We start from the raw sequence: 12,022 nt of genomic DNA, 5'->3' as shown, positions 1-12,022 counted from the left end.
AAAAAGAAGCCCGCTGGTCGGGCGGGCTTCGTGAAATGCCGGGGGGGAAGCGTGGCGTCTATCGGAGCGCAGGCGCACGGGTCATGTCAGCCCCGTGGCTTGCTGGCCTGATCGGCCTGAGGTCCCGGCATGGTCTGCTCGGCCCAGTGTTGTCCGCCCGCGGGGAGATGCCGCACCGCCTCGCTGCCATCGGCCAGGCACAGCGCGATGACGGCGGCACTGGCCACGGCGGCGAGTGCGGTGATGAAGGTCTTGGCGGCGTCGTTCATGGCGGTCTCCCTTGCGGCGTGTGGTCCTGTACTGGATTCGTGACAGGCTGGACTTTGCGCCGACGGTTCCGCCGTCGCCACGGCCAGGCGACGAACTGCCGCAAACACGCGCCGAAATGCCTTTGCCGGGCATGGATGGAAGTTAGGGGGTGCCCCCGCCTCCGACGATGACAGGGGCATGACCCGCCCCATGAGCTGAAGGGATCAGGCCTGCGGCCAGGGGCCGAGTCGCGGCTCCAGCGCCTGAGCCGGCTGCGGCCGGCAATACAGATAGCCCTGCTGCTGCCAGCAGCCCAGCTCCAGCAGCGCGTCGCGCTGCGCCTCGGTCTCGACGCCCTCGGCCACCACGTCGATGCCCAGCGCCTGGGCCATGCCCATCATGGCCTGCACCAGCGCGCGGTCGTCGGCGCTGGCCGGCAGGTCGCGGACGAAGGCCCGGTCGATCTTCAGACGCGCCGGCCGCAGCAGCTTCAGATAGGCCAGCGACGAATAACCGGTCCCGAAGTCGTCCACCGACAGCGTCAGCCCCAGCTCCTTGAGCCGCGTCAGCGTCTGCACCACGGTCTCCGTGTCGGTCAGCAGGGTGCTCTCGGTCAGCTCGATGGCGAGCTCGCCCGGGCCGACGCCGTGGCGGGCCATGATCTCGGCGATGCGCTCGGCCAGTCGCGGCTCCCGGAACTGCAGCGCCGACAGGTTGATCGCGATCGGCCCCGGATGGCGGCCGACCTGCTTCCAGCGCGCCAGCTGCCCGCAGGCCTGCTCGATCGTGCACCAGCCCAGGTCCAGGATCTGCCCGGTCTCCTCGGCCAGCTCGATGAACTGGCCCGGCATGACCAGCCCGCGCTGCGGATGCTGCCAGCGCACGAGCGCCTCCAGCGCGCGCCACTCGCCGCTGCGAGCGTCGACCACGGCTTGGTAATGCAACAGCAGTTCGTCGCGCTCCAGCGCCAGAGCGAGCTCCCGTTCCAGCTCCAGCCGCTCGACCGCCGCCGCATCCATGTCCTGCTGGAAGAAGCTGTAGCGCGAGCGCCCCATCTGCTTGGCCCGGTACATCGCCAGGTCGGCGTGACGCACGAGGGTGTCGAAGTCCTCGCCGTCGCGCGGGTAGAGCGCGATGCCCACGCTCGCGGAGACGCTCGCCACGCCGCCCTCCAGCTGCAGCGGCGCGTTCAGGGCCTCGATCAGGCGCTGGGCCGCGTGGGCGACGTGCTCGCTGGAATCGCGCATCAGCAGCAGGAATTCGTCGCCGCTGACGCGGCAGGCGAGGTCGGACTCGCGCACCGCCTGGCGCAGGCGCTCGCTGGCTTGCAGCAGCATGCGGTCGCCGGCCGCGTGGCCCAGCGAATCGTTGATCGCCTTGAAGCGGTCCAGGTCGACGAACAGCAGCGCCAAGTGGGTCTGGTCGCGCCGCGCCACCGCCGCCTCATGCATGAAAACCTCGCGGAACAGCGTGCGGTTGGGCAGGCCGGTCAGGTGGTCGTACATCGCCAGCTGATGCAGCTGGGCGTTCTTGCTTTCCATGTCGGCGAGCAGGCCGGCGATCTGCTGACCCATCTCGTCCAGATGCACGCCCAGCTGACCCAGCTCGTCCTTGCGGTTCCAGCGCAGACGAGGCACCGGCTGACGTTGCGCGATCGCGCTGGCCAGACGCTTGAGCCGGTCGATCGGGCGGACCATGCGCAGGTAGAAGACCAGCAGCACCACCACCACGCCCACCAGCACCTGCGCCGCGACGATGGACGCGGTCTGGCGCCGGCCCTCGTCCAGCATGCGCTGCTGGGCGGCGTCGTCGAAGTGCACCCGCAGGCTGCCCAGCACCTGACCGTCGCGGCGGATCATCGCGGCCAGGGTCACCGTCGGCCATTCCGGGCTGCACTTGGCACGGACGATGTCGGGGGTCTCGGGGCGTTCCTCGCTGAGCTCCACGCCGCAGACGTTCACGTCGGACAGCAGTTGGTCCAGCGCCCGGTCCACCGCCGGGCCGTCGACGGTCCACAGCGGCTCGGCCAGGCCGTTGGCGGCCAGCGTGATGACGGCGGCGCGCTGGCCCTCCAGCACCGGCTCCAGACTGCGCTTGATCAGCGCGTCGCTGAACAGGAGCAGCACCAGCGCCGGCGCCGCGATTCCGATCACCACCGCGAGCAGGATCACGCTGCGCAGCGACAGCGAAGGGGCTTTGAGCTTGATCAAAGGGATCTGGCGGGGGAAATGAGGGGGACCGCGCGGGACGGGAAGGATGGGCCAAGATTCTGCACCTCGAGGGCGCGGATGCCTCATCCTCAAGAGGGCCCTCCCGAGCAGGATTTCAGGATTCCCCCGCCCACGATCCCGGCGATCCCCCTGCCATGGGGTGTCGGGAGAAATGGGCGCGAAAAGTGCCGGGGCCCTATCATGGCGAGTTCGCCTCCAGCTGTCTCCCGGCCCCATGTCCACGAAAGTTCCGCCCCCCGACGCCTCCGCCCTCGACGCCGCTCCCAGCGCGTCCGGGACCTATCTGGGCCAGGCGATCGGCCGGGCCGCGGCCGAGCAGCCCATGATCCGCGTGCGCGGCGCGCGCACCCACAACCTCAAGAACATCGACGTCGACCTCCCCCGCAACCAGCTGGTCGTCATCACCGGGCTGTCGGGCTCGGGCAAGTCCTCGCTGGCGTTCGACACCCTGTACGCCGAAGGTCAGCGCCGCTACGTCGAGAGCCTGTCCGCCTACGCGCGCCAGTTCCTGCAGCTGATGGACAAGCCCGAGGTCGACGTCATCGAGGGCCTGTCCCCGGCGATCTCCATCGAGCAGAAGGCCACCAGCCACAACCCGCGCTCCACCGTCGGCACGGTCACCGAGATCCACGACTACCTGCGCCTGCTCTACGCCCGCGCCGGCACGCCGTTCTGTCCCGACCATCACCTGCCGCTGGAAGCGCAGAGCGTGGGCCAGATGGTGGACGCCGTGCTGGCCATGCCGGACGAGTCGCGGCTGATGGTGCTGGCGCCGGTCGTGCGCGACCGCAAGGGCGAGTTCATCGAGCTCTTCCAGGACCTGCAGGCCCAGGGCTACGTGCGCTTCCGCGTCGACGGCAAGACCGTCGAAGTGCCGGACCTGCCCGCGCTGAAGAAGGCCGAGAAGCACGACATCGACGTGGTCGTGGACCGCGTCAAGCTGCGCCACGACAGCGCCGACACGCTGCGCCAGCGCCTGGCCGAGAGCTTCGAGGCCGCGCTGCGCCTGGCCGAGGGCCGCGCGCTGGTGCTGGACATGGACCGCGAGACGGAGACCGTCTACTCCAGCAAGTTCGCCTGCCCGATCTGCAGCTACTCACTGCCGGAACTGGAGCCGCGGCTGTTCTCGTTCAACTCGCCCGTGGGCGCCTGTCCCGCGTGCGAGGGCCTGGGCCTGGTCACCGTCTTCGATCCGGAGCGCGTGGTCGCCTTCCCGACGCTGAGCCTGGCCAGCGGCGCGGTCAAGGGCTGGGACCGCCGCAACGCGTACACGTTCTCGATGCTGGAGTCGGTCGCCAAGCATTACCACTTCGACATCGAACTCCCCTTTGAGGAGCTGCCCGAGCAGGCGCGCACCGTGCTGCTGCAGGGCTCCGGCGAGGAGGAGATCAGCTTCACCTACGAGGCCGAGGGCGCCAACGGCCGCAAGCGCAGCGTCAAGCGCTCGCATCCGTTCGAAGGCATCCTCCCCAACCTCACGCGACGCTTCCGCGAGACGGATTCGTCGGCGGTGCGGGAGGAGCTCTCCCGTTACCAGAGCGCCAAGCCCTGCACCCAGTGCGAGGGCTCGCGCCTGCGCCGCGAGGCGCGCAACGTGCTGCTGCAACCGGCCGACGCCGCCGACGGTGAGCGCGGCAAGCCCATCTATGAAGTCGAGCACGCCACGCTGCGCGAGGCGCTGCAGTACTTCGAGAGGCTGAAGCTCAAGGGCGCGAAAGCGGAGATCGCCGACAAGGTGATTCGTGAGATCGCCTCGCGCCTGCACTTCCTGAACGACGTCGGCCTCAACTACCTGAGCCTGGACCGCAGTGCCGACACGCTGTCGGGCGGCGAGGCGCAGCGCATCCGGCTGGCCTCGCAGATCGGCTCGGGCCTGACCGGCGTGATGTACGTGCTGGACGAGCCCAGCATCGGGCTGCATCAGCGCGACAACGACCGGCTGATCGCGACGCTGAGGCGGCTGCGCGACCTGGGCAACTCGGTGCTGGTCGTGGAGCACGACGAGGACGCGATCCGCGCCGCCGACCACGTGCTGGACCTGGGACCGGGCGCGGGCGTGCACGGCGGCCGCATCATGGCGCAGGGCACGCCGGACGAGGTCGCGGCCAACCTCGAGTCCTCGACCGGCCGCTATCTGAGCGGCGTCGAGCGCATCGAGGTCCCGAAGCAGCGCCATGCGCTGAGCGACAGCGCCGATCCGCGCACGCTCAAGATCGTCAACGCGCGCGGCAACAACCTCAAGGGCGTGACCGTCGAGTTCCCGGTCGGGCTGCTGACCTGCGTGACCGGGGTGTCGGGCTCCGGCAAGAGCACGCTGGTGAACGACACGCTGTACGCCGCCGTCGCGCGCAAGCTCTATCAGAGCCATGCCGAGCCGGCCGAGCACGACGAGATCGACGGCATGGACGCCTTCGACAAGGTCATCAACGTCGACCAATCGCCCATCGGCCGCACGCCGCGTTCCAACCCGGCGACCTACACGGGTCTGTTCACGCCGATCCGCGAGCTCTTCGCCGAGATGCCCACCGCGCGCGAGCGCGGCTACGGCGCGGGCCGCTTCAGCTTCAACGTGGCCGGCGGCCGCTGCGAGTCCTGCCAGGGCGACGGCGTGCTCAAGGTGGAGATGCACTTCCTGCCCGACGTCTACGTCCCCTGCGACACCTGCGGCGGCAAGCGCTACAACCGCGAGACGCTGGAGGTGCTCTACAAGGGCAAGAACATCTCGGAGGTGCTGGGGCTGACGGTGGAGGACGCGTTGGCCTTCTTCAGCGCGGTGCCGACGCTGGCGCGCAAGCTGCAGACACTGATGGACGTGGGCCTGGGCTACGTGAAGCTGGGGCAGAGCGCGACGACGCTGTCGGGCGGCGAGGCGCAGCGGGTCAAGCTGGCGCTGGAGCTGTCCAAGCGCGACACCGGTCGCACCCTGTACATCCTGGATGAACCGACGACCGGCCTGCACTTCGCAGACATCGCCCTGCTGCTCAAGGTCCTGCACCAGCTGCGCGACGCGGGCAACACCATCGTGATCATCGAGCACAACCTGGACGTCATCAAAACGGCGGACTGGCTGATCGACATGGGACCGGAGGGCGGCTCCGGCGGCGGTCAGCTGCTGGTGGCGGGCACGCCCGAGGACGTCGCGGCCTGCGAGGCCAGCTTCACCGGTCGCTATCTGAAGCCGTTGCTCGCGCGCGGCTGAGGCGCAAGCGTTCAGACCCGCACGCGGCGGGCGCGACGATCAGCGCGTCACGCGGCGACGCCGGACCGCGACGGCCAAGGCCCCCAGACCGGCGATGAACATCAGCCAAGTCTGCGGTTCCGGCACGCCGGTGACCGGCGGGATGATGACGCCGCCACCGCCGCCTTGCGGCACCTGGGGCAGCGTGACGATGCCGGGGCCACCGACGCTCGGACCCGGTCCGACGACACCGCCACCGCCGCCCGTGCTCGGGTTGGGCGCGGTGATGAGGCTCTCACCGGAGCTGGCCGTGGGGACGCCCGCCGTGCGCGCGAAGCTGCCCGGATCACCGGCGCCCGCGTCCGGCGCACCCGCGCCCGGGGGCTCGAACATCAGCGGACCGTCTTCCTGCTTGGCCGTCGGCGCGCCGCCCGCGGCCGCGGGCTTGAGCGGGCCGCGCGTGATGCGGCTGACGTTGCGGCACACGGTCGGCACGAGGATGCACTGGCCGTCCTCGCAATAGACCAGACCACGCTCCAGCGTCTGCTCGGTCCACTTCGTGCGCGTGACCGTCTTGCAGACGGAGCCGGCGCCGAAGTGCATGTCGCGGATGTCGCTGCCGTAGTCGTAGCGGCCGACGATGCTGTCGCGATGGATGTCGACGATCTCGTCGTACTGGCGCGTCTGCATGCGGGCTTTGAGCTTCTCGCGGGTCGCCGCCGGGATGTCCTTGTAGCGATCGACGGCCGCGACCAGATCGCCCATGAAGGGATTCACCCCGGGCTTGTCCCAGGAGCAGTTCGGCAGCGTCACGGTGGACGCAGCCAACGCGAGCGTGGCCACCAACGACATGTCGTTTCTCTGTTGTCCGGGCGCCTGTTCGAAGGGGTCAGGCTTTGCCGGTGTCGTTCTCGTGAGCATCCATTGCGGATGTTTCGGAACGTGCCGCCAGTGTAGGAAGCGGATCCCACGCGACCCTCCCCGTCCCCCTCAGCCAGGGGTGTCGCGGCCCGTGGTTTTTGTCACGGCACCATCACAGTTCGCACGAATTGATACGGATCGGCGCGCTGGCGCACGCTGCGTGTCCGTGTCGAACGTCTGGCGCGCGGGCGGCGCCGGAGTCGCCGACGGCGGCAGGGACAACGCTGACATCGCGCGGATTTCGCTGGTATCGTGCGCTCTCCCCAGCCGCCGTCCGCCATGTCGTCCACCGCCGATTCGTCCCGCCACGTCCTCTATGTCGAGGACGACCGCATCAACATCGTGCTGATGGAAGAGGTGTTCCGCCTCATGCCCGACTGGACGCTGCATGTCGCCGAGACCGGCGCGCAGGCACTCGAGATGCTGCCCCGCGTGATGCCCACGCTGGTGCTGATGGACATGAACCTGCCCGACATGAACGGCCTGCAGCTGATGGCGAAGCTGCGCGCCGACGAGCGGCTCGCTCCGCTGCGTTGCATCGCGCTGTCCGCCGACGTGATGGACGACCAGCGCCAGCGCGCGCGCGACGCGGGCTTCAAGGATTACTGGCTCAAGCCCATCGACGTGCGCCAGCTGCGCGCGGCGCTCGAGCGGCTCTGACCGTCGCCGTCCGCGATCGCGGACGCATCACCGCGGCGGCGTCCGTGATCACGGACGCAAAAAAGCCCGCGCGTGGCGGGCCTTGTCCTGAGCGCGAAGCGGGCCGGTGGGCCCGCCGCGATCAATCCTTCAGGTGGCTGTTGATGAGCCGGGTCATCTCGAACATGTCGGCCTTGGCCTTGCCGAAGATGTCCTTCAGCTTGGCGTCGGCGTTGATGACGCGCTTCTGCGCCTCGTCCTGAAGCTTGTGCTTCTTGATGTATTCCCAGACCTTCTTCACCACGTCGGTGCGCGGCAGCGGCTTGTCGCCGACGATCGCGGCCAGCGCAGGGCTGGGGGTCAGGGCCTTCATGAAGGCGGCGTTGGGCGTGCGCTTCTTCGCGGGAGCGGCGGCCTTCTTCGCAGGAGCCGCCGCCTTCTTCGCCGGCGCGGCCTTCTTCGCCGGTGCCGCCGCCTTCTTCGCCGGAGCGGCGGCCTTCTTTGCCGGGGCCGCCTTCTTCGCAGGAGCCGCCGCCTTCTTGGCGGGCGCGGCCTTCTTCGCAGTTGCCATTTCGATTCTCTCCATCAAGGGTTGTTGATGTGCGGGGCACTGGTGAAGGTCTGACGCCTTCGGTACTCGTTGGCACCCTGCGCGGGCAATGGTACTGCGCACCTTCTTCATTGAGAAGGCTCCACGAGAGTGAAAACATCCCGGAAGTCAACGCCGAACCCCCGCTTTGTCGCAGGCGCGCATCAGTCAGCGGGTTTGAAGGAGCCGTCGACGCGCGCTCGACGCGTTCGTCGTGGTGATGGGCCTCATCCGCCTCACAGCGGCGATGCGTCACGCAGGACTCGATCGGCAGCGTGATCGGACGCGAGATCGACCGCGATCGACGCGTCGAGCGAGGTGACGGCGACCGTGATCAGTAGACGTCGCGTCGGTATCGGCCGTGCCGGATCAGGGCGTCGACCTCGGCCTCACCGAGGGTTTCCCTGAGCACCGCATCGACCGCGCCGGCCATCCCTTGCAGGCTGCCGCAGACGTAGAGCGCGGCGTCATCGGCGATCCACTCGCGCAGCCGCGACGCGTGACGCGCGAGCAGATGCTGCACATGGACGCGCTCCGTCTGATCGCGCGAGAAGGCCCAATCTGCGTGAGCGATCAGGCCGTCGCGTTGCCAGGTCTCGATCTCATCGCGGTAATGCGCGTCGTGCGCCGATTGCCGTTCGCCGAAGAGCAGCCAGGCCGGCGCGAGGGCGGCGTTCGTCGCGCTCATCGCGACAGCACGTGCCTTCAGATGCGCGCGCAGTCCGGCCAGCCCGGTCCCGTTGCCGATGAGGATCAGCGGACGGTCGACGTTCGCGCCGATGCGGAAGCTCGCGTGCGCGCGCAGTCGCAGCGCGACGCGTCCATCCAGCGGCAGGCGCTCGGTCAGCAGGCCCGAGGCGAGTCCCGGTGAGCCGTCCTCGCGCGTCGTGCGACGCACCATCAGCTCGACGCGTCCGTCGGACGGGAGCGAGGAGATCGTGTACTCGCGCGGTCGATGCGCGTCGTCATCGGTGCCATCGACGTGATCGGCGCGGCCTTCGGCCTCGCGCGCCATCGAGGCGATCTCGACCTGCACCAGATCGCCGGCTTCCCAGCTCGGCAGCGGGCTGCCGTCCGCCGGCACCAGTTCGAGGTGAAACACCGGGCCGCCCTGGCTGCCCGGATTCAGATGCCGGCGCGCACTCAGCCGCCATTCGGTGAAGACCGGCGCCTCCCATTCGGCAAGGTCGGCCGTGCCGGCGAAATGGCTCAGCCGTTGCCGCCAGTGCTCGAGGGCCTGAGGGTCGGAGCGATCGACATCGATGCGCTCGAACATCGGATGAGCGCCGCGCTCGCGCAGCCACGCGTCGAGCGCGCGCCCGAAGCCGCAGAAGTGCGAGTAGGTCGAATCGCCCAGCGCGAGCACGCCGATCTGCAGGCCGGATAGCTCGATCGCACCATCTCGGTCCTCGGCACCGACCGCGTCTGAAGCTGCCGCGCTCGACGACGATGGTCCCGGTGCCGATGTCGATGCCGCCATCAGATCGCTCGCGAAGGCGGCGGCGCTGTCGGGCGCGTCGCCTTCGCCATGGGTGCTGGCGATGAACAGCGCATGCCGCGCGCTCATCAGCGCGGCGCGGTCGATCTCGCCCAGCGCCGCGACCCGCACCGGCATCCCGGCCAGGTGCAGCGAGCGTGCCGTCTGCCAGGCGATCTCCTCGGCCTGACCGGTCTGGCTGGCATGCAGCACCAGCACCGGCGGACCGGCATCGGCGGCGGGCAGCAGCGCGGCGGCTTCCTCGGCCGCCTGTCGCAGCCGGCGACGCTGGCGCGCCCACACGGCGCCGCACATCAATAGATAGAGCGCGATCAGCAGCAGCGCCATCGCGGGTCGAGACATCACCATCACACCATCAACTCTTGCATCGCCGCCGAGAAGCGCTCTTCATAGATCACCCTCGCCGGACGCTCGCCATGCGCCGCCGGCGACTCGACCCGCCTCACAAGAAGCGCCGCGAGACCGAGCCGATCCGCCAAGGCCAGACCCTCGTCCGGCCCCAGCACCATCAGCGCGGTCGACCAGCCGTCCGCCCACATCGCGCTCTCGTGCACGACGGTGACCGAAGCCAGACCGTGCTCCACCGGACGCCGCGTGCGCGGGTCGAGGGTGTGGGAGCGCCGTTTCCCGTCGGCATCGGCGAAGCACTTGCGGTAGTCGCCCGAGGTCGCGACCGACAGGCCGTGCAGCGCCAACCGCAGCGGAGCCAGTCCGCAATCCGACTCGGGCGGCTCGATGTCCACCCACCAGGGCTGGCCGTCCGGCTTCAGCCCAGCGCCGCGCAGCTCGCCGCCGATCTCGACCAGGTGATCCGGAAGGCCGAGCTTGATCAGCAGCGCCGACACACGGTCGACCGCATAGCCCTTCGCGATCGCGGACAGGTCCAGCGTCGCGCCGCCCGGCTGCGTGAGGCGATGACGCTGCTCATCCCAGTCCAGCGAGGCCCAGCCGCAATGCGCATCGGCGCAGGCCTCAGCCGTGGGGGGCCGGAAGCCGGGCGCGTCGTGACGCGGCGCGATCGCGGTCGCACCCGAGGGACCGAAGCCCCACAGCGCGACCAGCGCGCCGGCGGTCGGGTCGTAGGCGCCGCCGCTGGCCGCGGCGATGCGCAGCGCCGCCTCCAGCACCGTCGCGAATCCGTTGGGCAGCGGCTGGGTCGTGCCCGCCGCCGCGCGATTGAAGCGGCTCAGATCGGACTCCTCGATCCAGCCGCTCATCTGCGCGATGACCTCGTCGCAGACGTGAACGACGGCGTCCTCGATCGCGCCGGTGCGCAGCCCCGCCGGTCCGATGAAGCGCACCGCCCAGGTCGTGCCCATCGTCTCGCCGCTCAGCGCATGCACCGGCTGGCCCAGCGCCGGCGGCTCGCCGACGATGCGCAGCGGCACCAGCACGCGGGGCTCGAGCGCCTCGTGCTGGCCAACCGCCGCGCCCGTCGCGATCGTCGGCGCGGAGCCCGCGTTCGGGCCGCCGTCCACGTTCAGCATCCGCTCACTTGGGCAGGACTTCGAAGGTCGCGCTGACGCTGGCGCGCTTGACCGGCGCTTCACGCGTGCCGGCCGGCGCGTCGGGACCGCGCGCGGGGCCGCTGGCGGCGCCCACGAAGTAGCGGCCCGGCTCGGTCCATTCGACGGTGAACTCGCCGTTGGCGTCCGTCTTCAGATCGACCTCGCCCATCTTGTAGCGGTAGCGGTTGCCTTCGCGCAGCAGCTTGATCTGCGTGCCGGCGGACGGCTTGCCGTCCAGCACCAGGCGGAACTTGGTCTTGTCGCCATGGCTCAGGTCGGTGACCGGGCCTAGCGGCAGCAGCTCCAGGCCGTCGCCTTCCGGCGCGAACGCGACCTTGCCCGGCTCATCCTTGCTGACGAAGGTCTGCTGGCGATTGGACATCACCGTCAGGCCGGTGATCTCGGCGCCGGCCGGCACGTCCTTGGCCAGCGACTCCATCGTCCCGCGGAAGCGCTTGGTCTCGCCGCCCAGCTTGTACGAGCCCATCACCGAGGCGCTGACGTTGCTCACGCGATAGGTGCCGTCCTGCGTCAGCTTGACGTCGAAGCTCTCGCGGTGACGCGCGGCGCTGCGGTTCTCGGCCTCGACCAGCTTGCCGTCCGGACCGGTCACGCGCAGCGTCTCGATCTTGAGCGCGCGCTCGAAGTTGAAGAGGTCCTCGGACACCGCGGCGTCGAAAGACGCGACCGGCTCCTTGCCGTCGAAGGCCGCCTTATTGGGCAGCAGCCAAGTCATGTGGGCCTGCGCGCTCAGCGGCAGCAGCGCGGCCAGGGCCAGCGCCAGCGGCGCCAGACGCTTCATCGGGAAGGCCGTCGCGCGGACGGACGCGGCGGTGGTGGCGTTCAGGGAGATCTTGTCGATGCTCATGGGGTTGCTCCTTGACGTGGCGTGGCGGGCGATCAGGGCTTGGCGCTCAGTTCCAGGGCGCCGAGCTCATGCTCGCCCTGCACCTTGACGGTCTGCGCGGCCTTCACCGGCCAGGTCAGCGGCAGGCGCTGCACTTCACGGCCGCCGGCTTCGCGGCTGGACTCGACCACCAGTTCGTACTTGCCCGGGGGCAGCGCGTTGAGCGCGGCGCTGCTGTCCAGCGTGATCGCATGCTCGCCGGGGGCGCGCGTGGCGGCGGACACGCCGTCGGCCGGCAGCGTCAGCGCGCGGCCGCCCTGGCGCCACCACTGGCGCATGTCCTTCACCCACTTGGTGCCGGC

General features: G+C 69.7%; 10 protein-coding genes. 2 read left to right on the top strand and 8 right to left on the bottom strand.

Annotated features, from left to right (window positions below; all coding sequences use genetic code 11):
• Positions 1–86: 86 nt before the first annotated feature.
• Entirely contained in the window at positions 87–269 is a 183-nt protein-coding gene (locus ABDW59_RS23800) for a hypothetical protein (protein WP_343633827.1), read from the bottom strand.
• 204 nt (positions 270–473) lie between these two features.
• On the bottom strand, positions 474–2,459 hold the full coding sequence (locus tag ABDW59_RS23795) for an EAL domain-containing protein (protein ID WP_343633825.1): 1,986 nt from the start codon (positions 2,457–2,459) through the stop codon (positions 474–476).
• Positions 2,460–2,802: 343 nt separating this feature from the next.
• Here ABDW59_RS23795 and uvrA point away from each other — a divergent pair, with 343 nt between their 5' ends.
• Entirely contained in the window at positions 2,803–5,679 is a 2,877-nt protein-coding gene (gene uvrA, locus ABDW59_RS23790; protein ID WP_343633831.1) for an excinuclease ABC subunit UvrA, read from the top strand.
• Positions 5,680–5,718: 39 nt separating this feature from the next.
• Here the strand turns inward: uvrA and ABDW59_RS23785 are convergent, their stop codons facing one another.
• Positions 5,719–6,510 carry an MHFG family PEP-CTERM protein gene (locus tag ABDW59_RS23785; protein WP_343633823.1) on the bottom strand — a complete coding sequence of 264 codons (792 nt, stop codon included), beginning with the start codon at positions 6,508–6,510 and terminating at the stop codon, positions 5,719–5,721.
• Positions 6,511–6,858: 348 nt separating this feature from the next.
• On the opposite strand from ABDW59_RS23785, the gene ABDW59_RS23780 reads away from it, so the two are divergent.
• Complete coding sequence (locus tag ABDW59_RS23780) at positions 6,859–7,239, top strand: response regulator (RefSeq protein WP_343633821.1); 381 nt, start codon at positions 6,859–6,861, stop codon at positions 7,237–7,239.
• A gap of 121 nt (positions 7,240–7,360) precedes the next feature.
• Here the strand turns inward: ABDW59_RS23780 and ABDW59_RS23775 are convergent, their stop codons facing one another.
• From ABDW59_RS23775 to ABDW59_RS23755, 5 genes are all read right to left on the bottom strand, one after another.
• The gene (locus ABDW59_RS23775; RefSeq protein ID WP_343633829.1) at positions 7,361–7,789 is read right to left on the bottom strand and encodes an SWIB/MDM2 domain-containing protein; all 429 of its coding nucleotides are present in this window, start codon (positions 7,787–7,789) and stop codon (positions 7,361–7,363) included.
• A gap of 352 nt (positions 7,790–8,141) precedes the next feature.
• Positions 8,142–9,653, bottom strand: coding sequence for a sulfite reductase subunit alpha (locus tag ABDW59_RS23770; protein ID WP_343633819.1), 1,512 nt, complete (start codon positions 9,651–9,653; stop codon positions 8,142–8,144).
• The gene (locus ABDW59_RS23765) at positions 9,653–10,792 is read right to left on the bottom strand and encodes an FAD:protein FMN transferase (protein WP_343633817.1); all 1,140 of its coding nucleotides are present in this window, start codon (positions 10,790–10,792) and stop codon (positions 9,653–9,655) included. Before ABDW59_RS23765 ends, ABDW59_RS23770 begins: the two co-directional genes overlap by 1 nt.
• Positions 10,793–10,796: 4 nt before the next feature.
• On the bottom strand, positions 10,797–11,681 hold the full coding sequence (locus ABDW59_RS23760) for a DUF4198 domain-containing protein (protein ID WP_343633815.1): 885 nt from the start codon (positions 11,679–11,681) through the stop codon (positions 10,797–10,799).
• 32 nt (positions 11,682–11,713) lie between these two features.
• Positions 11,714–12,022: DUF2271 domain-containing protein (locus ABDW59_RS23755; RefSeq protein ID WP_343633813.1), on the bottom strand; the 309-nt coding region annotated here is incomplete at its 5' end.

This window comes from Roseateles sp. (assembly GCF_039595295.1).
Lineage (GTDB): Bacteria > Pseudomonadota > Gammaproteobacteria > Burkholderiales > Burkholderiaceae_C > Roseateles.
This window is presented reverse-complemented; position numbering and strand designations above follow the sequence as displayed.